The 26039-nt window shown below is 36.2% G+C and carries 26 protein-coding genes; 23 read left to right on the top strand and 3 right to left on the bottom strand.

The window, feature by feature from the left end; translation table 11 throughout:
- Positions 1 to 134 precede the first annotated feature (134 nt).
- Complete coding sequence (adhE, locus tag BVF91_RS10825) at positions 135 to 2714, bottom strand: bifunctional acetaldehyde-CoA/alcohol dehydrogenase (RefSeq protein WP_085113415.1); 2580 nt, start codon at positions 2712 to 2714, stop codon at positions 135 to 137.
- Between the two features lie 309 nt (positions 2715 to 3023).
- On the opposite strand from adhE, the gene BVF91_RS10820 reads away from it, so the two are divergent.
- From BVF91_RS10820 to BVF91_RS10810, 3 genes are all read left to right on the top strand, one after another.
- Positions 3024 to 3629, top strand: coding sequence for a tropomyosin (locus tag BVF91_RS10820; protein WP_085113414.1), 606 nt, complete (start codon positions 3024 to 3026; stop codon positions 3627 to 3629).
- 58 nt (positions 3630 to 3687) lie between these two features.
- Positions 3688 to 4665 carry an SPL family radical SAM protein gene (locus BVF91_RS10815; RefSeq protein ID WP_085113413.1) on the top strand — a complete coding sequence of 326 codons (978 nt, stop codon included), beginning with the start codon at positions 3688 to 3690 and terminating at the stop codon, positions 4663 to 4665.
- Between the two features lie 133 nt (positions 4666 to 4798).
- Complete coding sequence (locus BVF91_RS10810) at positions 4799 to 6019, top strand: DUF438 domain-containing protein (RefSeq protein ID WP_085113412.1); 1221 nt, start codon at positions 4799 to 4801, stop codon at positions 6017 to 6019.
- Positions 6020 to 6066: 47 nt separating this feature from the next.
- Here the strand turns inward: BVF91_RS10810 and BVF91_RS10805 are convergent, their stop codons facing one another.
- Positions 6067 to 6255: an H-type small acid-soluble spore protein gene (locus BVF91_RS10805; protein ID WP_085113411.1), complete on the bottom strand. Its 189-nt coding sequence runs from the start codon at positions 6253 to 6255 to the stop codon at positions 6067 to 6069.
- A 180-nt stretch (positions 6256 to 6435) separates the two neighbouring features.
- On the opposite strand from BVF91_RS10805, the gene BVF91_RS10800 reads away from it, so the two are divergent.
- Together BVF91_RS10800 and BVF91_RS10795 are read left to right on the top strand one after the other, a co-directional pair.
- Positions 6436 to 7011, top strand: a complete 576-nt coding sequence (locus BVF91_RS10800; RefSeq protein WP_085113410.1) for a glutaredoxin domain-containing protein — start codon at positions 6436 to 6438, stop codon at positions 7009 to 7011.
- 36 nt (positions 7012 to 7047) lie between these two features.
- Entirely contained in the window at positions 7048 to 7332 is a 285-nt protein-coding gene (locus BVF91_RS10795; protein ID WP_041592273.1) for a co-chaperone GroES, read from the top strand.
- A gap of 54 nt (positions 7333 to 7386) precedes the next feature.
- On the opposite strand, the gene BVF91_RS10790 is transcribed toward BVF91_RS10795, so the two are convergent.
- The gene (locus tag BVF91_RS10790) at positions 7387 to 7932 is read right to left on the bottom strand and encodes a DUF5673 domain-containing protein (RefSeq protein ID WP_085113409.1); all 546 of its coding nucleotides are present in this window, start codon (positions 7930 to 7932) and stop codon (positions 7387 to 7389) included.
- A gap of 801 nt (positions 7933 to 8733) precedes the next feature.
- On the opposite strand from BVF91_RS10790, the gene sufC reads away from it, so the two are divergent.
- From sufC to cas7b, 18 genes are all read left to right on the top strand, one after another.
- Positions 8734 to 9486 (top strand): Fe-S cluster assembly ATPase SufC, encoded by a 753-nt coding sequence (gene sufC / locus BVF91_RS10780; RefSeq protein WP_085113406.1) that lies wholly within the window; start codon positions 8734 to 8736, stop codon positions 9484 to 9486.
- Between the two features lie 13 nt (positions 9487 to 9499).
- The gene (gene sufB / locus BVF91_RS10775) at positions 9500 to 10903 is read left to right on the top strand and encodes a Fe-S cluster assembly protein SufB (RefSeq protein WP_085113405.1); all 1404 of its coding nucleotides are present in this window, start codon (positions 9500 to 9502) and stop codon (positions 10901 to 10903) included.
- Positions 10904 to 10916: 13 nt separating this feature from the next.
- A complete protein-coding gene (gene sufD / locus BVF91_RS10770; protein WP_085113404.1) occupies positions 10917 to 12083 on the top strand; it encodes a Fe-S cluster assembly protein SufD in 1167 nt (388 codons plus the stop codon).
- On the top strand, positions 12083 to 13309 hold the full coding sequence (locus BVF91_RS10765; RefSeq protein ID WP_085113403.1) for a cysteine desulfurase: 1227 nt from the start codon (positions 12083 to 12085) through the stop codon (positions 13307 to 13309). Before sufD ends, BVF91_RS10765 begins: the two co-directional genes overlap by 1 nt.
- On the top strand, positions 13306 to 13719 hold the full coding sequence (sufU, locus tag BVF91_RS10760; RefSeq protein ID WP_085113402.1) for a Fe-S cluster assembly sulfur transfer protein SufU: 414 nt from the start codon (positions 13306 to 13308) through the stop codon (positions 13717 to 13719). Before BVF91_RS10765 ends, sufU begins: the two co-directional genes overlap by 4 nt.
- Before the next feature lie 167 nt (positions 13720 to 13886).
- Complete coding sequence (gene csx20, locus BVF91_RS10755; RefSeq protein WP_085113400.1) at positions 13887 to 14282, top strand: CRISPR-associated protein Csx20; 396 nt, start codon at positions 13887 to 13889, stop codon at positions 14280 to 14282.
- The gene (gene csx2 / locus BVF91_RS10750) at positions 14282 to 15577 is read left to right on the top strand and encodes a TIGR02221 family CRISPR-associated protein (protein ID WP_085113398.1); all 1296 of its coding nucleotides are present in this window, start codon (positions 14282 to 14284) and stop codon (positions 15575 to 15577) included. The genes csx20 and csx2 overlap by 1 nt, the downstream gene beginning before the upstream one ends.
- Before the next feature lie 9 nt (positions 15578 to 15586).
- Positions 15587 to 17563: a Cas10/Cmr2 second palm domain-containing protein gene (locus tag BVF91_RS10745; RefSeq protein WP_085113397.1), complete on the top strand. Its 1977-nt coding sequence runs from the start codon at positions 15587 to 15589 to the stop codon at positions 17561 to 17563.
- A 15-nt stretch (positions 17564 to 17578) separates the two neighbouring features.
- Positions 17579 to 18130, top strand: coding sequence for an RAMP superfamily CRISPR-associated protein (locus BVF91_RS10740; protein ID WP_085113396.1), 552 nt, complete (start codon positions 17579 to 17581; stop codon positions 18128 to 18130).
- Complete coding sequence (locus tag BVF91_RS10735) at positions 18127 to 19248, top strand: RAMP superfamily CRISPR-associated protein (RefSeq protein ID WP_085113395.1); 1122 nt, start codon at positions 18127 to 18129, stop codon at positions 19246 to 19248. The genes BVF91_RS10740 and BVF91_RS10735 overlap by 4 nt, the downstream gene beginning before the upstream one ends.
- Positions 19249 to 19251: 3 nt before the next feature.
- Positions 19252 to 19680, top strand: coding sequence for a hypothetical protein (locus BVF91_RS10730; RefSeq protein WP_085113393.1), 429 nt, complete (start codon positions 19252 to 19254; stop codon positions 19678 to 19680).
- A 22-nt stretch (positions 19681 to 19702) separates the two neighbouring features.
- Positions 19703 to 20452 (top strand): type III CRISPR-associated RAMP protein Csx7, encoded by a 750-nt coding sequence (gene csx7 / locus BVF91_RS10725; protein ID WP_085113392.1) that lies wholly within the window; start codon positions 19703 to 19705, stop codon positions 20450 to 20452.
- Positions 20445 to 21224 carry an RAMP superfamily CRISPR-associated protein gene (locus BVF91_RS10720; RefSeq protein WP_085113391.1) on the top strand — a complete coding sequence of 260 codons (780 nt, stop codon included), beginning with the start codon at positions 20445 to 20447 and terminating at the stop codon, positions 21222 to 21224. Before csx7 ends, BVF91_RS10720 begins: the two co-directional genes overlap by 8 nt.
- Positions 21211 to 22065, top strand: a complete 855-nt coding sequence (locus BVF91_RS10715; RefSeq protein ID WP_085113390.1) for an RAMP superfamily CRISPR-associated protein — start codon at positions 21211 to 21213, stop codon at positions 22063 to 22065. The genes BVF91_RS10720 and BVF91_RS10715 overlap by 14 nt, the downstream gene beginning before the upstream one ends.
- An 11-nt stretch (positions 22066 to 22076) precedes the next feature.
- Positions 22077 to 22457, top strand: coding sequence for a hypothetical protein (locus BVF91_RS10710; protein ID WP_085113389.1), 381 nt, complete (start codon positions 22077 to 22079; stop codon positions 22455 to 22457).
- Between the two features lie 147 nt (positions 22458 to 22604).
- Positions 22605 to 23345 (top strand): CRISPR-associated endoribonuclease Cas6, encoded by a 741-nt coding sequence (gene cas6 / locus BVF91_RS10705; RefSeq protein ID WP_085113387.1) that lies wholly within the window; start codon positions 22605 to 22607, stop codon positions 23343 to 23345.
- Between the two features lie 14 nt (positions 23346 to 23359).
- A complete protein-coding gene (locus BVF91_RS10700) occupies positions 23360 to 25117 on the top strand; it encodes a TIGR02556 family CRISPR-associated protein (protein WP_085113386.1) in 1758 nt (585 codons plus the stop codon).
- On the top strand, positions 25117 to 26028 hold the full coding sequence (gene cas7b / locus BVF91_RS10695; protein WP_085113385.1) for a type I-B CRISPR-associated protein Cas7/Csh2: 912 nt from the start codon (positions 25117 to 25119) through the stop codon (positions 26026 to 26028). The genes BVF91_RS10700 and cas7b overlap by 1 nt, the downstream gene beginning before the upstream one ends.
- The last annotated feature ends 11 nt before the right edge of the window (positions 26029 to 26039 follow it).

Below are 26039 nucleotides of genomic sequence, written 5' to 3'. Positions count from 1 at the left end.
TTCTAATAATAAATGTCGGCGCTTTAGCTTTTATAATATATTTGTTGTATAAGATTTTGATGTATGTGTCAAAAAAGTGATAAAAAACGGCTTATAAGTTTTAATTAACTTGTAAGCCGTTCTTTTTTTATTACTTATGCACCGTATGCCTTCCTGTAGATTTCTGCAATTTCTTTTGTGAGAGGCATTCTTGGATTTGTCCCTGTGCACTGATCGTTGAAGGCGATGTCTGACATTTCTTCGATTTCTTTTTCGAATTGTTCTTTGTTTATGCCGGCGTCTTTTAGGGTCAGCGGAATGTTAAGCTCTTTCATGAGATTCTTTATAGCTTCGATTAAGCTTTCTACGCCTTCTTCAACGGTTGATGCAGGCAGTCCTAAGAATTTGGCGATTTCTGCATATCTTTCTGCTGCCTTTGGATATTCGTATTGTGGGAATGCCACAAACTTTGTAGGCTTTTCTGCATTGTACCTTATTACATACGGCAGAAGTATTGCATTTGCTCTTCCGTGTGGTATGTGGAACTTTCCACCCAATATGTGTGCCATGCTGTGGTTTATTCCTAAGAATGCATTTGTAAATGCCATGCCAGCCATGCATGAAGCATTGTGCATCTTTTCACGGGCTTCTTCATCATTGCCGTTTTTATAAGCTCTTGGTAGGTATTCAAATACGATCTTTATGGCCTTTTCTGCCAGCGCATCTGTGTAGTCTGATGCCATCACTGACACGTATGCCTCTATGGCGTGTGTCAACACATCCATACCTGTATCTGCTGTTACAGATGGTGGCACTGTCTTTGTAAGGTCAGGATCTATTATGGCTATATCTGGTGTAAGCTCGTAGTCTGCCAGTGGATATTTGATGTTTCTCTTTTTGTCAGTTATTACGGCAAATGCTGTTACTTCTGAGCCTGTGCCGCTTGTTGTCGGTATTGCAATGAACAGCGCTTTTTTGCCAAGCTCTGGGAACTTAAATGCTCTTTTTCTGATGTCTGCGAATTTAAGCCTCAATGTTTCAAACTCCGTGTCAGGATATTCGTAGAAAAGCCACATTCCCTTTGCTGCGTCTATTGCAGAGCCACCGCCTACAGCGATTATTAAGTCAGGATTGTACGAATTCATTATTTTTACGCCGTTCATGACTGTGTCAACAGATGGATCTGGCTCAACTTCTGAGAATATTTCGTAGTCGATGTTTGCCTTGTCTAATTGATAAGTCACTTTGTCTACGAAGCCAAGTTTAACCATGAATGGATCTGTGACGATAAAGGCTTTTTTCCTTTTGACCTTGCACAGATACTGCAGTGACCCGCTTTCAAAGTAAATCTTTGGTGGAATCTTGAACCATTTCATTCTATCCTTCCTTATCACGACACGCTTAATATTCAAAAGGTTGTTGACACTTACATTGTCTGTTGTTGAGTTTCTTCCCATAGAACCGCAGCCTAATGTAAGTGATGGCGTGTTTGTATTGTATATATCTCCTATTGCTCCCTGTGATGATGGTGAATTTACGATAAGTCTTCCTGTGCGGACTCGCCTTGCAAATTCATTTATCACGTCTTGGTTTTCAGAGTGTATTACAGCGGAGTGGCCTAAACCTCCAAATTCAGTCATTTCCTCGCACTTTTTGATTCCTTCATTGTAATCTTTGACAGTGTAGCAAGCGAGAATTGGACTTAGTTTCTCCCTTGATAGAGGATATTTTGGACCTACTCCTTCGTACTCTGCCACTAATATCTTTGTGCCTTCAGGAACTTTGAAGCCTGCCATCTCGGCAATCTTCGTGGCTGGCTGACCTACCACTGCAGGGCTCATAGCACAGCTTTGCTCGTCGATTGCGAATTTTTCAAGCTTCTTGATTTCATCTTTATTTAGGAAGTAGCAGCCGTACTCTTTCATAAGCTTTTTGACTTCATCTGCTATTTCCTCATCTATTATCACAGCTTGCTCCGATGCGCATATTACTCCATTGTCAAATGTCTTGCTTAATATGAGGTCTGATACAGCTCTTTTTATGTTTGCTGATTTCTCAATGTAGCATGGCACGTTGCCAGGACCTACGCCTAATGCTGGTTTTCCTGAGCTGTATGCTGCTTTTACCATTCCTGCACCGCCTGTTGCAAGGATTAGAGATACGCCTGGATGTGTCATGAGAAGCTGTGTTGCTTCTATCGATGGCGTCTCTATCCAGCCTATGCATCCTTCGGGTGCACCTGCCTTTAATGCAGCTTCGTACATGACTTTTGCTGCTGCGATGCTGCACTTTATTGCCTTTGGATGGAAGCTGAATATTATGGGGTTTCGCGTCTTTATGGATATTAAGCATTTAAACATCGTAGTAGATGTCGGGTTTGTGACAGGTGTGACACCGGCAATTACGCCTATCGGTTCTGCTACTTCCATGTAGTTTTCTTCTATGTTTTCGTTTATGATTCCTACAGTCTTTTCATTTTTTATGTCGTGATACACATACTCTGTGGCAAAGAGATTTTTTGTAATCTTATCTTCGTACACACCCATTTTTGTTTCTTCGTATGCCATCTTTGCCAGCTCTACGTGTTTGTCAACACCTGCTAAAGCCATTGCCTTTACGATTGTGTCGATTTGCTCTTGTGTGTAAGACATGAATTTTTTTTGAGCCTCTTGTGCTCTTGATACAAGTAAATCTATCTGCTTCTGAACGTCTAATTCCGTTTTAGTCGTTGCCATGATAAACACCTCCGTGTTAATTTATTAACAATAAATCTTTATATTTAGGGTGATTGTACTTGTTATTCAAGCATTTTAATAGGAAATTTGCCTGAATGGATTGAATCTTGGACCGTATGATGTAAATAATTTTTGTTATTCATTTAACAATCACCTTACACTTATATGATATATTATCACTATTAGTTTGTCAATATAGAAAAATTTTTATAAACGATTAACTAAAAAATTTTACTTAAATTATTTCATTGCTTGTGATTTTTGGGTGTGTTATAATGGACACAAAGGTACAAGGGGAGGGAAAAAACCTTGACAAATGAAGAGTTCATGACTTTGGTGCTTCAAAGATTTGACTCGATTGATCTAAAACTGGAAAACATGGACGGAAGACTTGTCAGCGTTGAAAAGAGATTGGACGACGTAGACAAAAGACTGGACAATATGGATAAAAGGTTGGACAATGTAGAAAAAAGACTTGACAATGTAGAAAAAAGGCTTGACGGTGTTGAAAGCAGGCTTGATAGTGTTGAAAATAGGCTTGATGGCATGGATAAGAGGTTTGACGGTGTTGAATATAGACTTGACGAGATTGACAAGAGGCTTGATGGTGTTGAGAATAGGCTTGATGGCATGGATAAGAGGCTTGATGGTGTTGAAAATAGACTTGATGGCATGGACAAGAGGCTTGATGGTGTTGAAAATAGACTATACAACCTTGAAAGGCAGCAAAGTGATGTTGAGTACATCTTAAAGCATACATTTGAAGAAGTCACAAAGCACACAAGCCAACTTGGCAAGTTTGAATTGAATTTTAAGAGGATAGATAAAAAATTTGACGTTTTGAATGACCACATACTTGAAAGAGAAGCAGATGTGAAGCTGCTTTTAGATATACACAAGCTTAATGATGTTTAAATGGCGCTATGGGCGCTTTTTTGTTTATCTTTATACACTTTGAGAGGATGAATGGCATATGAAGTTTTCTCATGTTTACGTTGAAAAAGATGTTTTAAACCACTCTACTACAGAGAAAATATTAAATGCATTGAAAAGAAGTACTGTTATTGAAATCCAAAGGTATAGCGACTTATTTTTAAGGCAAAGGCAGAATTATGTCATGCAAAAGAAATATCCAAATATAATACTGGCAAAGAAAAGGTACGATTTTATATACAGAGGTTCTGAGATGTGCGAAAACTTTGGGATTGATGAGTTTTACCATACTTCGAATGTCTTAAACTGCATTTACTCTTGCGATTACTGTTATCTTCAAGGCATGTATCCATCGGCTAATATCGTTTTTTTTGTCAATTTAGAAGACTTTTTTGATGAGGTTGACAAACTTTCTTGTGACAAAAGGATATATTTAAGCATATCATATGAGACAGATTTATTGGCGTTTGAGCCGTTGACAAGCTTTGCGTCTATGTGGATTTCATACGCAACGACTAATGAAAACTTGTTGATGGAGATAAGGACAAAATGTGCTAATGCGGCGTTTTTTGAATCTACAGCGATTCCTAATAATGTAATATTTTCGTGGTCCCTTTTACCTCAGGAAGTGATTTCGATTTATGAGACTTCTACTCCATCCCTTGACAAAAGGATAATGGCCATAAGAAAGGCTATTGAAAAAGGAGTAAAAGTGAGAATATCGTTAGAACCTATCATGTATGTTGATGGTTTTGAAAAGATATATTCGGACTTTATAGATAAATTGTACGAAGAATTGCCACTTCAAGATATATACGACTTTAATATAGGTGCATTTAGGATGGTAAAGGAGCAGGCTAAAAAAGTGGAAAAGCTTAAAGAAACATCATTTGTATTTTGCTACGATACGGAGGTAAAGGATGGAGTATTTACATATAAAAATGAAAAGTACATGAAAGAATTTGTGTACGATAGATTGGCAAAGCATGTAAGCAAGGATAAATTATTTTTAAAGTAGTGATTTATATCACAGTAATAACTGTATTTTGAGGTAAAATTAAGTTGAGACATCTGTTTTAAATAAGAAGATAGACGGCATAATAAATATGAATGCAACAATTAGATAATAATTTAAGAAAGGAGGATTTACTATGAGTGAGCTTATAAACAATAGAGAGCACAGGCAAGAGCTTTTAAAAGAAGTGATAAGAGAGCTTCACAAAGGCAAATCGGTGGATGAGGTGAAGCAAAAATTCAAAGACGTAATAGACGGCATTACGCATACAGAATTGTCTCAGATAGAACAGGAGCTTATGAACGAGGGGCTTTCTGTAAAGGAAATTCAAAGGCTTTGCGATGTTCATGCGGCTGTTTTCAGAGAGTCATTGGAGCAGCTAAAGAAACCTGAGACTATACCCGGACATCCGGTTCATACATTTAAGGAAGAAAATAGAGCAATTGAAAAACATATAAATGAAAATTTAAGGCCAACATTAGAGGATTTTAAACGCAATGGCACACAAGAGAGCATATCAAAGCTTTTGGGAAATATAAATCTTCTCATGGATATTGATAAACATTATTCAAGGAAAGAAAATCTTTTGTTTCCATATCTGGAGAAGTACGGAATAACAGGTCCTCCAAGTGTCATGTGGGGTGTGGACGATGAAATTAGAGAGCTTTTAAAATCCACCATCGGGGATTTAAAAGAATACAATGAGTCTAAAAAAGGTGCAATTGAAGATAAGCTAAATAAGCTTATCAATAAGATAATAGAGATGATATTCAAAGAGGAGAACATACTTCTCCCGATGGCTTTGGATACGCTTACTGAGGATGAATGGGTAAATATCATGGATGAAAGTGACGAAATCGGATATTGCTTAATATCACCTGAGTCAAAGTGGAAACCAAAAAGGGAAAGTTTAAAGGCTAAAGAAGAAGGAAAACTTGCAAATGATGCACAGCATGGATATATTAAATTTGACACAGGTGTTTTGAAGGTGGAAGAGATAGGTGCCATATTTGATAATTTGCCTTTTGATGTGACGTTTGTTGACAAAGATGATGTGGTAAGGTATTTTTCGAATGGGAAAGACAGGATTTTTGCCAGGACGAAGGCTGTAATAGGCAGAAAGGTTCAGTATTGCCATCCGCCTGCCAGTGTCCATGTAGTAGAAGAACTTTTGAGGGATTTTAAATCAGGGAAAAAGAGTCATGAAGATTTCTGGATAAAAATGGGGAACAAATACGTGTACATCAGGTATTTTGCTGTAAGAGACAAAGATGGAGAGTATTTAGGAACATTGGAAGTCACACAAGATATAGGACCTATTAAAGCCTTGGAAGGAGAAAAACGATTAATGTCATAAGATGAGGGGCAGCTATTTTCTGTAATTGAGAAAGGCTGCCCTTGTTTTTAGCTTAATTTTTTGCCTTCCACCAAAAAACCGACAGGAACATCCATGACGGCGTTGTCGTGCAAAAATTTGATATTAGCGTATTTTTTATTGGGATTTAGAGAATTTATCCATACTGCCTGACCATCATAGACAACTTCATAATTTGATGGAGAATTGTATATTTCTTCAGCTCTTTCATATTTCATAAAAACAACTCCTTTCCTTATAGATAGTATACATTAGCTTATATAAACATATACTGTTCTCGTGGTATTTGATATGTTGACATTTTAATGCAGTGTGAATATAATATATTGTAGATTAAACCAGTTACCATTGGGGGGTATAAACCCGCGACTTATATACGATTGTAAGAGGTGTTGTGCATGTTAAGCTTTATAAAGGACAGGAGTGAATTTGAGGACATAAAAAAGTCGGCAGATTTCTTCATGCTGTTATTTTACTCTAATAAATCTCAAAAAAGTTTAGAGGCGTTAGATAATTTAAAGAAATTCAGCGATAAAAACAAAGATGTAAAAGTCTATGCAGTAAATGCGTCAGAAGTAGTATTGCACACAGAATTTGGCATTACTGCTGTACCTGCTTTAATTGCTTACGGTGACGGGAAAGTACAGCAGATAGTCTACGGCGTACAGACAGAAGATTATTACGAAAAGTTGCTTACTACATCGCCTGTAAAGTCAAGCGATGGATCAAAAAAATACCATAGGGTTATTGTCTACACATCGCCTTCGTGCCCGTGGTGCAGCGCCACAAAGTCGTACTTGAGGCAAAACAATATACCATTTAGAGAAGTAGATGTGACCAAAAATCCTGGTGCTGCTGAAGAACTTGTAAGGAGAAGCGGACAAAGAGGTGTGCCACAGACGGACATAGATGGTACAATAGTAGTGGGATTTGATAAGGCCAGATTAAACACACTATTAGGTATCCAAGGATAAAAATTATTTATAAATATAATAGAAAGGATGATGTACATGGAAAAGATACAACCAGTAAATGGTAACGCACTTATAAGGCTTGAAGAAGCTGAAGGAGATAAAAAAGTTGGCGGCATAATAATCCCAAGAAACGCACAAGAAAAGCTTCATGAAGGAATTGTGGAAGGCCTTGCAGCCGGTGCCACAGATGAGATATCAATAGGCGATAGAGTCATATACAAAGAATTTTCTGGTACTAAGATAAAGCACGGCGATACCGAGTATTTGATAATTCCTGTTGACGATATAATAGCTAAATACGTGGATGTAGATGAAATATAACCGAGAGTAAATCTCGGTTTTTTCGTGGCTTGTTATTTTATTTGTTGATTGATGTTAGCGCTTTATATGCTCTTTTAATAAGAGTTTAATATTTTCTTTATCTTCTTTTTTGACAATTAATTTGATTTTATTAGTGGCGGAATTTAAAGCAATGACTAAGAAATTGTCTGTAAAGCTGTAGCTTTGAATTTTATCCCATGTGTATAAAGTGCCCCAATGAAATATGCCTTTTTCATTTATTCCGTCTTTTAATATGGAATGAAGAAAGGGGATTAGTCCAGATACAAAGATAATTGAGATAAGCATGGTGTGCAGAGAGCTTTTAGAATCAATGCTTAAAGCCGGTATTAAGATACAATACAAGCTGATTGTAAGCAGTAATGTATTATTACTTGATTTTACTATCCATTTTGCTTTTCCAAAATATCTTTTATCTTTGAAAAGAAAATATGTATCGTATATTAAAGCCAGTATTGCTGCAACTAAGAGAACAGAAAAAATTTTTTCTAAGATGTTATATCTGCTTAATGATCCTATAATTAATCCAAAGGCCATTATTAACACAGCAATAATTATTGTTATAATGTTCTTTCTATTCATTTACAATGATACTCCTTCGGAAAAATTTTAAAATTTTTACTTGATGAGCAAGCTAATAAGCATATATGATATGAAATAAACTAAGAACATAAAGGCGAATTGCTTTAAACTCTTCTTTTTATAGTCACTTTTTTCTTTTTTTAATAACAGAAACATTAACAGTGTAAAAATTAAACTAGAAATCAATGCCCTTATAAAAAGTTTCAGCAATTTGCTCCTCCTCCATTTGAAAAGTTCAACTTTTTATTACAAAAGTACCAGCAATTATATCATGCAAAGCTTGCTTGTATCTCGTCCAGCCGGCCATAGCAAAACCTATGAAAATTATTAAAGTGGACAAAATAGCATTAATTTTTTATCATTTGAATTTGGTTTGGTGGTTAAAAGTTTTGTAAAATTCATAAGAGAATGAAATGAATATTGTAAATAAGAATATTTTGTCTATAACACCTTTAACGATAAATACCTTGATAATTCCATATGATGCAATTAACAAATATAATAGTCGATCAATTAAAATTCTAATTAATGGTTTTTTCATCATCATACCCCGTTTTTGTATAATTTTGAAAAATAAAAACTTAATTTTATTTTATCAAAGATTTTATATTGATAAAAGTAAAAGAAGTAAATTTTTTAAATCCATATTATTTTTCTTCGCTATAGATTATGTTACACAAGGGAAAAATAAACAATGATTATATTTTTCATATATTTATTGATTTTTTTTAATATTAGGGTATAATTAAAACATGGAAGTAATCCCATTAAAATAGTAGGAATTAAAAAGGGAGTGTAAATATGAAGGACAATTTGTTAGAAATAAAAAATGTCAAAGCAGAAGTGGACGGCAAAGAGATATTAAAAGGACTTAATTTGACTATAAAAAGAGGAGAAATACACGCTATTATGGGCCCTAACGGCAGCGGAAAAAGTACCCTCTGCAATGTAATAATGGGAAATCCACATTACACAGTTACAGATGGTGAGATACTTTTTGAAGGGGAAAATATCGTAAACCTCAAAGTAAACGAAAGGGCGAAGAAAGGCATATTTTTATCGTTCCAATCCCCTGAGGAAATACCAGGGATTACGGTAGATAATTTCATAAGGACTTCTTTAAATGCAGTTACAAATAAAAACATGCCTATGCTGCAATTTGCAAAAAGCATGAAGGAAAAGATGGATATGCTGGACATGAAGCAGGAGTACAGGACAAGGTACTTAAACGTAGGTTTTTCTGGCGGAGAAAAGAAGAAAAGTGAGATCTTGCAGATGGCTATGTTAAATCCAAAGCTTGTCATGTTGGATGAAATAGATTCAGGCCTTGACATAGACGCTTTAAGGATTGTTGCTGAGACAGTAAGGAAATTGAAGACAGAAGATATGTCAATACTAATTATAACTCATTACAATAGGATATTGGATTACTTAGAGCCAGACGTAATATCCGTACTGGCACATGGAAGAATTGTCAAAGAAGGAGACAAAAATCTGGCGAAGGAGCTGGAGAAGACAGGATACGAGTCTATACTGGACGAAGTTCTGTCATAAAGGGGTGAATCAGATGAAAAAGACCATTGTTAATGATATAGATTTTTCCAGGTACAACATAAAAAACGAAGTCAGGTATTCGTACAAGACGGAAAAGGGGCTTTCTAAAAAGATCGTTGAGGAGATATCCGAAAGAAAAAATGAGCCTAAGTGGATGAGAGACTTTCGCTTAAAATCTCTTGAAATATATGAAAGCAAGCCAATGCCTACATGGGGCGTTGATTTAAGTCAGCTTGACATAAACTCCATTGTAGCATATCTAAGCCCTGACGCTAAATTAAAAAACTCATGGGACGAAGTACCTGAAGACATACGAAATACGTTTGAGAAGTTGGGCATTCCTGAGGCAGAGAAAAAGGCTTTATCTGGCGTAGGTGCACAGTACGACTCAGAAGTTGTTTACCACAGCATAAAAGACAATCTGGCAAAACAAGGCGTAATATTTGAAGACATGGACACGGCTTTAAAAAAATACCCTGACGTTATTAAAGAGTATTTTATGACGAAAAATGTTACGCCAAATGACCACAAATTTGCGGCGCTACACGGGGCCATATGGAGCGGTGGCACATTTGTGTACGTGCCTGAAAATGTGAAAGTAGAAGTGCCTTTGCAGGCATATTTCAGGATGAATGCACCAGGAACAGGGCAGTTTGAGCACACGCTTATTATAGCCGATAGAGGCAGCGAAGTGAGATTCATAGAAGGGTGTTCAGCACCACAGTATGCAGTATCCAATTTACACGCAGGCTGTGTGGAGCTTTTTGTAAAAGAAGGAGCAAGGCTTATCTACTCTACTATCGAAAACTGGAGCAAAAATACTTACAACTTAAATACAAAGCGAGCTTTAGTCGATAAAGATGGTGTCATAGAGTGGATATCAGGCTCTTTTGGCAGCCACAAGACTATGCTTTATCCGGCGTCTGTATTAAGAGGTAAAGGTGCGAAATCTGAATACACAGGTGTGACATTTGCAGCAAAGGGACAGCATTTAGATACAGGATCTAAGATGATACACTTAGCACCGTATACATCGTCCAAAGTATTGGCAAAAAGCATATCAAAAGACGGTGGAATCACAAATTACAGAGGACTTTTAAGGATAGGGCCTAATGCAGAAGGTGCAAAGGCATCTGTACAGTGTGAAGGCCTTATGATAGATGAAATATCGAGATCAGATACGATGCCTATAATAGAAGTTTTAAACGACAATGTGGACATAGGGCATGAGGCAAAGGTAGGAAGAATCAGCGATGAGCAGATATTCTATCTTATGACAAGAGGATTAAGTGAAGATGAGGCAAGGTCCATGATCGTAAGAGGATTCGTAGAGCCTGTAGCAAAATCACTTCCGCTTGAGTACGCCGTTGAGCTTAATCGCCTTATAAAGCTGGAGCTTGAAGGAACTATAGGGTAAAGGAGATGTTTCTATGATTAAGTCATTAGATTACAATACAATACAAGATATCATAAAGGAAGGCGGAAGTGAAGAGAAAGAGCTTAGAGTAAAAGGCTACGAGGTATTCTCAAAAGTGCCAATGCCTATGTGGAAAAGAGTTAAACTGGATGATGTCCACATTCCATACTACAAAGAGTACAAAAGTGCAGTCATCGGCAATGATGCTCAAGAAGGACTTGTGGTGAATCCTTTGACAAAAGCTTTGATGGATGACGATTTGAATGCGATAAAGTCCGCATTGGATCACAATTTTGGCGTTGACGAAAAGTTTAAAAATATGGTTTTGGCGTTTTACAATACAGGCTATAGCATAAGAGCGTTGCCAAATTCAAATGTCAAACTGCCTGTCACAGTGAATTACAGTGCAGTTGGCGATGACGATACTATAATTGATTTAAACCTTATTATTGCAGAGAGGCTATCAAACTTGACGGTTGTCTTTGATTTAGCTTCAGATAAAAGAGGATTTCACAATGGCCTTACAGCCGTCATTGCCAAAGATGGCGCAAGCGTAAATATAGTGAAGATTCAAAGGTTCAGTGATGATTCTTCAAATTTTGACAATAATATAATAATAACAGGGAATGATGCTACTGTAAAATGGACGCAAATCGATTTAGGTGGAAAAGTAGATGCTTATGATGTGACGGCAGAATTGGAAGGCGCAGGCAGCAGTGCTTACTTCAGCTCCATATTCTTGGGAGCTTACGATCAAAGCCATGATATGTCATACAGGGTTAATCACATAGGAGTCAGGACAGAAAGCAATGTTGATGTGAAAGGCGCATTAAAAGATAAAGCAAGGGCGGTTTTCAGAGGAAACTTAGACATGAAGCGGGGAGCTAAAAAGGCAAAAGGCAATGAAAGCGAGGTAGTTTTGCTGCTTGATAAGACAGTAAGATCTGACGCAATACCGGCATTATGGTGTTCTGAAGATGACGTGCAGGCAAACCATTCTGCCAGCGCTGGACAAATCGATGAAAATAAGCTTTTCTACATGATGTCAAGAGGTTTAAGCATGGAAGAAGCAAAGCTTTTGATGGTGGAAGCAAGCTTTAATCCAGTAATTGACACACTGCCTGATGACGATCTTAAGGAGGCAGTTAGAAGTTACATCGGAAGGAGGATTTCTGGCTGATGCTGGATGTTTTAAAGATAAAAGAAGATTTTCCTGTGTTAAAGACGACTCCACACGGGAAAAAGCTCATATATTTTGACAATGCGGCTACGACTCAAAAGCCAATGTATGTGATTGATGCGGTTGCTAAGTATTACAAAGAGTACAATGCCAATGTGTACAGAAGTCCTCATTATCTAAGCGCATTGTCGACGGAAGCTTACGAAGAAGCAAGAGATGCTGTAAGAAGGTTTATAAATGCCAAATCATCTGAGTCAATTGTGTTTACGCGAAATGCCACAGAGTCTATAAACCTTGTGGCATATACATGGGGACTTAAACACATTGGTGAAGGCGATGTGATAGTATTGACGATAGCCGAGCATCACAGTAATATCCTTCCATGGCAGATGGTAGCGGAGAAAAAAGGTGCAAAGCTTAAATACGTTCACCTTGATGAAAATTCCAGGCTTGATTTAGACGAGTTTAAAAGCATTTTGAGAGACGAAAAAGTTAAACTTGTGGCTTTACAGCATTCGTCAAATGTTTTAGGCATCATAAACCCTGTCTACGAAATTGTGAATTTATCGCATGAAAATGGTGCTAAAGTATTGATAGATGGTGCACAAAGCATACCAAATATGAAGATAGATGTAGAAAAGCTTGGATGTGACTTCTATGCATTTTCAGGCCATAAGATGATGGGTCCTATGGGTATAGGTGTCCTGTATATAAAGGAAGATCTTCTGGATGACATTCCTCCGTTTTTAAGCGGTGGAGAGATGATAGACGAGGTTTTTGAGGATCATTCCACATTTGCACCATCACCACTTAAATTTGAAGCAGGTACGCCAAATGTTGAAGGTGCTTACGGCCTTATGAAGGCTATAGAGTACGTAGAGAAAATAGGCCTTGACAATATTTTAAGACATGAGCAAGAGCTTACGGAATATGCTTTAGAGAAATTGTCTAAGATAGACTACGTAAAACTATACGGACCTAAAGATGCAAAAGATAGGACAGGTATAATATCATTCAATGTGGAAAATGTACATCCCCACGATGTGGCTACGATACTTGATCAGGATGGAATAGCGGTAAGAAGCGGTCACCACTGTTGCCAGCCCCTCATGAGGTACTTAGGTGTCCCTGCCACTGTGAGGGCAAGTTTCTACGTTTACAACGATAAAAGCGAAGTGGATGCTTTTGTAGATGGATTAAAAGATGTCAGGAAGTGGTTTAGATGAGCGACTTAAATCAGCTTTACTCAGAGATAATAATGGAGCACTATGAAAATTCTCCTAATAAGAGGGAGATGGATAATCCTACCATAAAAGAAAGAGGCCACAATCCTCTCTGCGGTGATGACATAACGCTGGAGCTTAAGATGAACGGCGATGTTATCGAAGATGCATCATTTGTGGGTCATGGTTGCGCCATAAGCCAAGCATCAACATCAATGATGTGTGACCTTATAAAAGGAAAAGATAAAAAAGAAGCTTTAAAATTGGTGGAGAAATTTATAGACATGATACACAAAAAAGATGTGGATATAGACGACCTTGGAGATGCACAAGTCTTGCAGGGTGTTTCAGACTTTCCAGCCAGAGTAAAATGTGCCTTGTTGGCATGGAAGACACTTGAAAAGATAATATAACAATAAGCGCTTTAACTTACGTTAAGGCGTTTTTTTTATTTTTTAAGCAGGAAATTTTTGATTTATGTAGAAATATCTATATAAATGTCATATTTAGCCTACCTATCAGGATTATCATTTCTTTTAGTCTATATCCTTTTATAATTCATAAAAGAGGTCATGACAAAATGAGAAAAATATTTTTAGTATTTTCACATCAACTTACAAAGGGCCAAATGGAAGATGCTTATAGCACTTTTGGCGTCGATGAATTTATATATCTTCCAGATGACCTTAAAAAAGTATGGACATCTATACCGCCGGAGGAAGAGTCTATACGTCTTTATGTAGATAGGATTGCTGAGTGGATAAAGCAAAATTCTAAAAAAGGCGATTATGTCCTTATACAAGGCGATTTTGGAGCTACATTTTTATTGGTGGATTTCTGCTTTGAAAGCGGATTGATACCTGTATATTCTACGACTGCGAGAGATGCAGATGAAAGGGCATTTAATGATGGCACTGTAAAAGTTCAAAGGATATTTAGACATGTAAGATTTAGAAAATATGAGAGGTGGAAATGATGGCAACAAAATTTTTTTCATTTTTAGGTACAGGCAAGTATGCCGAATGCAATTATTTGTTGGATGACGTAAAAATCGACGCGATTTGCTATGTTCAAGAAGCGCTTATAGATATCTTTTTAAAAAAAGGCATCAAAATAGACGGCATTTACATCTTTAAGACAAAAGAAGCTACCACAGCTAATTGGCTATCAAATGCAAGTCATCCTGATAAAAGTGGGCTATCTGGTGTGCTTAAAAAATACGAAGGCATAGTAGATACTATTGAAGCTGTAGATATTCCGTCTGGGGAAGTAGAAGAAGAACTTTGGGATATATTTGACAAAGTATTAGGAAAGATAGACTACAAAGATGAAATAATATTTGACATAACGCATTCGTTTAGATCACTGCCTGTTTTAGCACTTATAATATTGAATTACGCAAAATTTGTAAAGAAATGCGAAATAAAAGGAATGTACTACGGAGCTGTAGAAGCTCTCGGAGTCCCATCAAACGAAATTGAAAAAAGGCTAAAATTGGAAAATAGAAATGCGCCTATATTTAATCTCACTCCTTTTATAAACCTTCTCGATTGGACGGTTGGAATCGATCGCTTCATAGAGGACGGCGACTCAAGGTACATAAATAAGCTTATAGAGCGCGGGAAAGACCAGCTTTTAAAAAAAGGCATGAGAGATGACAAGGATATATTAGAGAAGGTTGGTAAATCGATACAGAATTACACAAACAATGTGGCAGTTTGTAGAGGTAAATCAATATCAAACGATGGAATAGAGCTTAAGGAAAAGATAGACTTTGCTTTTAACATATCAGAGAAAAGCTACATAAAACCTATGACACCATTAATAGAGAACATAAAGAATCACTTTGATAATTTTACTGATGATGAAGACAAAAACATGATACAGGTGGTGAAATGGTGCAGAGACCACAACATGATACAGCAAGGGCTTACGATACTGGAAGAAGGCATAACAACTTATTTTTGCAACAGACTTGGGGTTGATAAATATAATAGAAAGATCAGAGAGGCTATAGGACAAGCTTTTTACATAAAATGGAACAATCTTCCTAAAGAAAAGTGGAAAGACGAGGCAAAAATTTATGAGGATATTGTAAATAAAATATTAGAGAGAGAAGATAGCGATAAGTTAGCTAAAATAATTTACAATATACAAGGTGTTAGAAATGATATAAACCATGCTGGATGGAGAAATAACAGCATGCCATATGATACTTTTGTAAAAGAACTTAACAACTTTATAAATGATGTAGAAAAAATCATAGAGTGAGGTGATAGCGTGTACATAGATTTCACAGATGAGAAAGTTAGACATGAGAAACTTCCCGGTGGATATATAAGTTGGGTAGACATTGTTACTGGCACCAATTACTGTATGAAGATGGATGATTATGGAAAGAAATTTAAGATGATAGCTCAAAATATATCCATGATGAACAGTGATGAAATATACGAGTACTTGAAAAACGATGTAGACGAAATACCGTACATTAGGCCATACAAAGACAAAAAAGATGTTAAGGCGCCATCTTTAAAAGATGCTGCTACATTGGCCGTTTGCTTTGCATATGCCATGGACAATTCAAATGATGTAAGGCTCGAGATGTATCATCACTTTTTTGAGATAGAAAAATCTCAAAGTGAAAGCATAAATACCGCGTTAAAAATGGTAGACATGCTTGCCCTTGGGGAAAAATTTGAAGATTCCATCAGAAATGCAGATATAAAAATAATAAAAGGCGGTGTATACAAGACAAAAAAGTACATCGTTGAGAACAATGACATAAAGTGTTTGAGAGGTTCCAGTTATCTTTTAGACAACATAAACAGAGTAAGGATTCCTGATTACTTCAAAGAGAAGTTTATACCGGAGGCCATTATCTACTGTGGTGGAGGAAATGTATTTGCAGTAGTTCCTGATAATGATGTTGATATAGAGTATGACTTAGAAAGACTTTATGAAGATGTGACGATAACAGCTCAAAGCGCCTTTATATCGTACAGAACAACATTAAAAGATCTATTGAATGATTATAAAGATGTCATAAGAGATTGTGAAGAAATGCTGGAAGATAGGAAAAAGTTAAAGCTGTACTTAAACGTTGATCCTAATTATGGCGATGTAAACAAAGGAATAGAAGACAAAGACATGGTGATAAATGAGATAACCCACAAGCAGATAGAAAGTAAATCTAAATTGATATGTAAATTCTGTAATTTGAGAGATGCCCACTATACAATTCAGACAAGTGAAGGGGAAAAAGGAGTATGCTTAAGCTGCCTTCACAAAATTGAAGCTGGGACTTACGCTAAAAGTGGATTTCATGAGGAATTTCAGAGAATGCACTTAAAAAGATTTGGACAAGGACAATACGGCGGCAAAAAAGTTCAAGGCTTAGACGAGATTGGGGCTTTTAAAAACAATGGATACATGGCATTAATATACGGTGATGGCAATAACTTCGGGAACATAATAAAGAACATAAAAAATGTGTACGAGATGATGTATTTTAGCAGAAAAGCGGAAAGTTCTGCTTTTAAAGCGACATTGGAGGCTATACGGAAAGGGTATGAGGTAGAAGGAGAAGAGATCCCATTTGAAGTTATTGAACTTGGAGGAGACGATATATTCATAATAACCCCTGCAAAATCCAGTTTGATAATGGCGTCAAAGCTTATTGAAACATTTGACATGGAATTTCAAAATAAGTCGGATATTAACAAAAGTGCAAATGTGACAATGTCTATTGGCGTTGCAATAAGCAAATATTCCACACCTATACGGAATATGTTTGAATTGGCCAATAAGCTTTTGAAAAAAGCTAAATCATATTCAAAAAAGATGGACAACAAAATTGGTACTGTTTCATTTGCGGTTTTAGAAAGCAATATGTATTTGGAATTGAATAGGGATAAAGGTAGCAATTATGATTTCATACATCAAGGTATTTTAAATTACACGTGGATTGAAATGACTAAGCTTGTAGACTTGATACTGAAAATGAAAGAAAGCAAAAAGATGATGAAAAACCATATATACAAACTTAGGGATGCTGCAAGCATGATGTTGCCATTGGAGTTTAGGCTTTTTTACATGTATGATAGGTCAAGGTCAAATATAGAAGACTTTGAAAAAGGACTTGTGGAGATAGCCAATGGCTGTTTTGAAGAAGGGCTTTTTAAGTTTTCAGGTGAAAACGGCATGGAATACTACTCGCCATGGTATGATATTACCGAGATTTGGGATTATGTATAGGATTGAGGTGATATTTTGAAAAAGACGTTTAACATAGTTGTAAAATTAAAATCCCCAATGTGCATTGCTACAGGCAGTAGCACTGGCAACCTTGTGGATAAATACTTTATAAAAGATAGGCTCGGAAAACCTTATATCCCTGCTTCTACAATGAAAGGGATCATGAGGCAAAATTTCATGTCTTTGATCGATGAAGAACACCGTGATGATATGAAGTGCACGTGCCCTGTATGCAAGGTATTTGGTTCACCTGGGTATAACCCATCTAAGTTGTATATAGATGATTTATTATTAGATGAAAGTAGTGTTAACATTGGCAGCAGGACTATAAGGTATTCAACTTCTGTTGATAGGTATAGAAAAGTGGCAAAAGACAATTCGCTAAACTCAATGGAAATCTATGAAGGTGGTGCATTCAAAGGAACAATGGATTTATACTTAGATGAGAGTACGGAAAAGTACGAAGAACTCATCTTGATATCTTTAAAAATGATAGAAAGCATTGGGGCGGGTAAAAGCAGAGGATATGGATGGGTCCATGTTGATGTTAAGGAGGGGGATGAATGATAAAGGTAAAGTTAAACCTTATTTCACCTCTTATAGTAGGTGCTAGAAACTTGGTAGGGAATTTTTTAACTACTAAAGATTACATACCAGGTGACGTTATAAGGGCAGCTATTGCAAGAGAGATTTTGAGGAATTGTCCACTGCACGATGTAGGAAGACCTGATAAAGATGGCAGGTACAACTGGATATACATAAGAGATGGTGAAAAATGCAGCAGATGTAAGTATAAAGGTTGGTGCAGCAATTTTAGCAATATAAGATTTTACAACTTCTATTATGACGGTGCAAGGCCATTTCCGCTTTCTGCAATGAAATGCAAGTATCACAATGACCATGGTCTTGTAGATGTGCTTTTTAATAAAAAGAGTGAATGTCCAAGATGCAAAGAGAGAGTAGAGTTTGCCACGGGGTATTATAAAGATGGGAAAATGGTAGATGTTCCCAAAAGATTTTTTACAAGAACAGCCATCGATCCGTATACAAAGACAGCAAGAGATGGAGGATTGTACAGTATATTAGCAATAGAGGAAGGTTCAACATTTGAAGGGTATGTAGATGGAACAAATGATCTTGAAGAATTTAAAACGCTTAGGATTGGTGCAGATACTTCCAGCGGATTTGGTAAATGCGAGATCGAAATATGTAGTGAAGGTGCAGGAAATGAAGTTGATTTGATAGAAAGAATCGAAAAGTTGAATAAAATTGTCGGCAAAAGGCAGTATGGTGGTAAGACATATAAGACGCTTATAACGCTTGATTTTTATTCAGACATGATACCTGATATAGACTATAATATTCCTTTAAAGACGACAGATGATTACAAAGAATTGTGGAAGAAAATATTAAATCTTGGATTTCAATATGACGTGATAAAAGTTTACTCAGAAAGCAATTTATACAGAGGATACGATACATCAAAACCAACGGATGACATGAGGGAGAAACCATCAGTTTATATAGAAAAAGGCTCTGTCGTTTTAATCGGTACAAATGAAGACATTGATGGCATCAAAGACAAGCTGTATTCTGCGGAGAAGTCAGGTATTGGGCAAAATACTGCAAATGGATATGGGAATGTGAAAATTTGCGATAAAATACATTTGAATGGAGGTAATTAAAATATGAATATAGGCAAAGAGTTAAAGCAAAAGCTGATTGAATATTCAGATGAAATAGCATCAAAAAGAGATTTTTTATCGATTCACTCAAATGATGAAAAAGGAAGAGAAAAAGACAAGATTGGCATATCACAATACAGGACATTGGCTGAAATTGCTTCAAATATCGACTCTTATGATGAATTTGAACTTTACATAAAGTACAAAGAATCAAGGGGCAACGGCTGGAATAGCATCTTTGATGGCATGAAGTATGGAGATAAGATAATAGAATACATGAGGAAGATAAAAAATGATGTACCTGAAGATATTTTGCCAAAGGCTTTAAGTCTATTTTTTGGATATTTGTATTGGCAGTCATCTTACAGAGTAAAGCCAATGAGAAACAATGAGAGTCAAAGTGGCTATTTTAAAAATAGAAATAAGCATTAAAGGATGATAAGAGGTGATGTAGATGTTTGATAAATTTGAAAATAAGTATATTGTGAAAGGTACAATTGTAGCTTTAAAGCCTATTCACATAGGCAAAGGCCAAGAAAGCATGGATCCTACTGAAGTTGATTCACCTGTTATAAAGGATGAAAATGGTCTACCTTTAATACCTGGCTCAAGTCTAAAAGGAGTCCTTAGAAGCTTTGTTGAAAGAGTCCTTTCAAGCGGCGCTTTTGAAGGTTATAGGTCATGTCTAATAGTCAATGATGAACCTTGTGTGAGTGATGACGATGTTAAAAGATTAAAAACTAAGTACGACAAAGATTACAAAAAAATTGCAGAAGAAATATACGAAAGTTCTTGTAATGTTTGTAGGCTTTTTGGCTCAAATCATTTAGCAGCAAAACTTACTATAAAAGATTTAAATTCGATAGATGAAAAGACTTTTTTTGATATGAGAGATGGTGTTGGCATAGACAGAGATACAGGTACTGCGAAAGATGGAAAGAAGTACAATTACGAGATTACTCCATCTGGCACGAGATTTAAGCTTCACATGATAGGGGATAATCTGGATGACGACGATATAGAACTTTTAAAAATTTGCCTAAATGTGCTTAAAAATGGGCAGATATCAGTAGGAGGAATGACAAGCAGAGGTTTAGGAACTATTAAGCTTATTGATGAGAAGATCTATAAAGTCGATAAATCCAATCTAAAGGAGTACGTATCTAATGGTTTAAATGAAGAAATGAGGTGGAATGATGTTTAAAGAACTGCACAATGAAGGATATTTCAAATTTTATTTAAAGACCATGAGCCCTCTTTCAATAAAAGCCGCTGACAACAATGATTTTGATCCGACAGTGCCTGATAACAAATTTTTAAGGTCTTATAAAGATGGTAAGTTAACGGTAGTGATGCCTGGCAGCAGTATAAAAGGTGTATTTAGAAGTAGAGCAGAGAAAAAGTTAAAAGGCTGTGATATATTTGGATCCGAATATTGCGGAAAGAAGCTTAGTAGCAGTATGAATGGAAAAGAGCGGTACAGAGAAAGCTGTCCTGCATGTAAAATGTTTGGCAATACTGCTTTAAAGAGCCGAATTCTATTTAAAGATGCTTATCCAATAGGAGAAGTTAAGATGGGCAAGAGAAAGAATGTTGCCATCGATAGAATAACGGGTGCTTCAAAAGGAAAAGCGTTATTTGAGCCTGAAGTTGTAGAAGATGGCATATTTGAATGCGAAATAAAAATGGAGAATGTGTTTAATTGGCAGATTAAAGTGATTACGGAAATATTAGATGAAATCGATGATGGGTATGTAGTCTTTGGAGGCATAACATCAAGGGGTTTTGGCCGCATGGCTGTACAAGATGTTCAGCTTACAATGAGATACTACGATAGAAAAGACGTATCAGGTTATGAAGATTGTGGATTTTACATAGAGAGAAAGTTTGACAGAGAAACATTAAGAGAAAAATTATCCAAGTTGTCATTGAATGATGAGTGTTTCAGGAAGGTGGAGTTTGATGAAACCTTATAACTTTGTACCTATATTAGGTGCTAAAAAATATGTGAAATCGCCTGAGTTAAAAAGTGGTAAGCTTAGAATAAGCATTGAGGTAGTGACGCCAGTCCATATATTTTCAGGATATTACAATGAAAACGGCAGCACTGTATTTAGAGAATTTGCAAAGTACAATGGAGAGTATATCATACCTGGTTCATCTTTAAAAGGATGCGCAAGGGCCATTGCTGAGAGTGTATCAAGAAGCTGTATAAACACAAAGCAAGACATACGCAAGATTGGGAAAAGTGTAAATGACCAAAATGACTGCATAATATGCGATATGTTTGGCTCATTAGGCAAGAAAAGCAGGTTGCGGTTTACTGATTTGATGCTTGTGAAAGATAATGGCGTAGAAATAATAAACATACCGACATTTTACGAACCAAAGGCAGAAAATAGCCTTTATTATGATTCTAATGGGAAATTTAAGGGAATAAAATTTTACAGCCATGGAGATGCGAATATAATAGAAAAAGGCACAGTACCTTGTGAATTTGTAATGCCGGGCAGCATATTTGAAGGGGAAGTATTTTTTGATGGCTTAGATGATAATGAATTAGATCTCTTGTGTTTTTCACTGGGATTAAGTGGCGATATCTACCTTAAATTAGGTTATGGCAAGCCTGCTTACTATGGCTCTGTAAAGGTGAAATCAATAGACGATCATATTGATGCATCGAAAAGAGCTAATAGGTATGGGGAAAATGATGGTGATGTGGCCAAGAATGTAAAAAGGTTGAAAGAGTTGCTATCTTGGAACAGAAGGCATACAAAGAGCGTTTGGCATAATGTAAACAATCAGAGAGGATACTGAGAGGTGATAAAATGCAAGACGGTCTTTATGATATGGCAGTAAATATGGGGCAATACTTTGTAAAAAATAAATTGACGAATATATTAGACATCGTTATAAATCTTTTTGATAGTGCGAAGAAAGCAAGTGCTAATGAAAATGAAGTGAAAACAAAATTTTTTAATATGCTTAATCTTGTAAATAAAAATCCTTTTATGTTAGGCGGCGGGAAATCACAAAAAGAAGCATTTAAAAAGTTTGTAGAAGGGTATCTATCCATTGTGTATAAGTTTAAAAATGCAGAGTGCCGCAATAGAGATTTTGCAAGACTTACGACAGATGAGATGATTTATGTTTTGTGCTGGGCTAATAGATATGTAAAGTGTTTTGGACATGATAAAAGACCTTCTTAAAAAGCGGTATCATCCGCTTATTATTTTTAAAAATTTCCATAACTTTAGCAGGAAAATGGAGGATTTTGAAGAATATATTACATTGGAAAAAATTTTAATAGGAATGTGGTGTGGATGTTCTTTTTGAAAATGAGGAGGTATCAAGTGATGAGGGTGGTATTGGAGTTCAGCGGTGACAAAGAGTTGCACTTGCCTATACAGTACAATCACATAGTGCAAGGCTTTATATATAACAGCATGACAGATGGAGATTTCAGCGCATTCATGCACGACGAAGGATTCAAACATGGAAAAAGGCAGTTTAAGCTATTTACGTATTCGAGGCTTGAAGGGGAATTTAGGCTTTTAAAAAGAGATGACAAGATATTGATAAAGCCACCATTTAAGCTTACTGTATCTTCTCCCATTGATGAGTTTATATACGACATTTCACAAAACATATTTAAAAAAGACTTTTGCGTATTCAATAACCAGACATTTAAGCTTAATTCAATAAACATCGAGAATCCACCTGTCTTTAGAGATAAGGCAAGGATAAAGTTTTTGTCACCTGTCGTCACATACTCTACAATCGAGGACAAGGGTGTAAGGTATACTTATTACTACTCACCTTGGCATGAAAACTTTTCTGATCTTTTATTAAAAAACCTATTAAAAAAGTATGAGGTAATTTATGGTGAGAAGGTAAAAGATCCATATTTTAAGCTTTATCCGATTGGCAACGAAAATGTGAAATATCAAAAAATCATGAAGTACAAAAATACAGTCATAAAAGGCTGGATGGGAATATATGATGTGGAGTGTAGCCCGGATCTTTTGAAGGTTGCTTACTACTCAGGACTTGGGGCTAAAAACTCGCAAGGTTTCGGATGCTTTGAGATATTGTAAAGGGGGTGCGCAAAATGCTGGATGCTGTAAAAGACATAGGAGAGATGTCTATAAGTGTTGGAAGGAAAAGTCTCTTAGATGTTTTGATAGAAGATCCAAATCAAAATGGATCGTATAAAAACATCATAGCTATTAATTTTACAGTCGATGGCAATGATGTAAAGTACAAAGATGTGACGATAGAGGAGACAGACAGCCAAAAAATATCAAGGTACTTGTATTCAAGCGCTGGTGGCAATGGTCCTGGTTATATGCCTGTCGCAAAGATTACAGAGCCTGACAAGACATTTAACGGCAAGATTTTAAGTTGGTTTAAAATCCTTAGCAAAAAAGGATTAAACATCGATGAAGATGAAAGGCGATTTCTTGAAAATTTGAACAGTGCTATTCAAGAAAATAGAGATGAGATATTAGAAGAAATCGTGAAGTTTATCAAACAATCTTCTAAAAAGGATAAGTTTGTGCTCATGCTGAAATTCGTAGAAGGCAGTACATACAAATACATCGGCGATATGCCGCTATTTAGAAAACTCCTCGTAGATACGGACAATGAAAAATACAATAAACTTTCAGCAAATGACAAAGTATGTTCAATATGTGGTGAGAAGAAGGATTTGGTTTTTGGCAAGGTTGACACGTACGCTTTCTACACGATTGATAAAACAGGGTACATAGTCGGAGGGTTTGACGAGAAAAAATCGTGGAGAAACTTTCCTGTGTGTCCAGACTGCAGATTAAAGCTTGAAGAAGGTAAGAAGTACATAGAAAACAATTTGACATTTAAGTTTTATGGGCTCAAATATCAACTAATACCCAAATTTCTAATAGGTGAAAAATTTGTAAAAGAGGAGATATTGGACATATTCAAAGAGTCTTCAAAGCTTGTGTCCTTAAAAGAATCAACGAAAAAAAGAGTCATAACGGATGAAGACGACATAATGTATTTTTTAAAAGATGCTGATGACTCAATTTCATTAAACTATCTATTTATAGAAAAGCAAAATTCTGCTGAAAGAATACTGCTTCTTATAGAAGACGTGTTTCCTTCCCATTTAAGGGAGATTTTTAAGGCGAAAGACATAGTAGACGGCATTTTTAATGAAAACTTCACTTTCAAAAATATACGTAATTTTTTGTTTAAGTCCGACATGAAGAAGCGAGACAGCGATCTTGACGGTTACTTTTTAGATTTGACAGACAGGATTTTTAGAGGCAGGAAAATTGACATAAACTTGATACTAAAATTTATAATGAAGCGGGTAAGAGATGAATTCATTCAGGACAAATACTATCAAAGTGCTATAAAAGATGGAATGATGACAATTAAGTTTTTACAAAATTTAGGATTAGTAGAAATGGAGGTTAAAGCCATGGAGGAAAGACCATTATCAGATTTCTTTAAAAAGTACGATGAAAACTTCGAAACGCCTATCAAAAGAGGACTTGTGCTATTAGGTGCTCTTACAGAGTTGCTTCTCAGAAAGCAGTACAAAGATAGAGGTGCAAAGCCTTTCATGAAAAACCTAAAAAGCCTCAAGATGGATGAAAAAGACATAAGAGGGCTTTTGCCAAAAGTGCAGAATAAGCTTGAGGAGTACGATTCATTCGACAAAGGCAAGAGGCTGCTGGCAAAGGAGGTATCAAATTATCTTCTTTTAGCGGGAGATGATTGGCATATGCCAGTAGATGAAATAAATTTTTACTTCGCCTGTGGGTTAAATCTTGCAGACGAAATAGCATCAATAATTTATAGCAAAGGGGAGGAACAATGATGAGCAACGTTATAAACAACCGATCAGAAATACTTTTTCTTTATGATGTAAGCTTTGCAAATCCAAATGGAGATCCTGTGGACGAAAACAAGCCCAGGATCGATGAGGAAACAGGCATAAACATAGTTACAGACGTAAGACTTAAAAGGACCATAAGAGATTATTTGGCAGAGTATAAAGGAATGGATGTGTTTATCTTAGAGACGAGAGATGAAAGCGGAAAACTGCGGACAAAAGATGATAGAATAAGCGACTTCGGGTCGAATGACGATATCATCAATAAATGTATAGATGTTAGGCTTTTTGGTGCTACGACAGCAGTGAAGGACAAAACTATGACTTTAACAGGTCCTGTTCAGTTTGGATATGGAAGGTCCCTTCACAAGGTCAACATGACTTACATAAAAGGCACAACTGTAATGCCGTCACAGAGCGGCAATGTTCAAGGAACATTTACAGAGAAATATATACTTCCATATTCTCTTATCTCGTTCTATGGTATTGTAAATGAAAATGCAGCTAAAAATCAGAATATACCGCTTACAGATGACGATGTAAATTTGATGTTGGAAGCAATGTGGAATGGTACCAAAAACCTTATGTCTAATTCAAAGATGGGCCACATGCCAAGATTTTTGCTTCAGGTAGTCATGAAAGAAAAAAATTATCAGATAGGTGAGTTAAACAAAAGGATAAAATTTGTCCATGATACAGAAGACGAAGAATTGCGGGACATACAAGATGGAAAGATCGAGATAAAAGAATTAATCGAAAGCCTTAATGCAAACAAAGGCAAAATTGAAAAGTTGAGATATGTGGTAGATGAAAGGGCAGTTTTTGCAGTAGATGGTGTTGTATGTGATTTTGACGATGTGGTAAAAGACTTTACTGTAGAAAAGTTAAGCTTTTAGGATAATCCAGT

The organism is Thermoanaerobacterium sp. PSU-2 (assembly GCF_002102475.1).
Taxonomy (GTDB): Bacteria; Bacillota; Thermoanaerobacteria; order Thermoanaerobacterales; family Thermoanaerobacteraceae; genus Thermoanaerobacterium.
The sequence above is the reverse complement of the archived record's forward strand: the minus strand, read 5'-3'. Positions and strand labels throughout refer to the sequence as shown.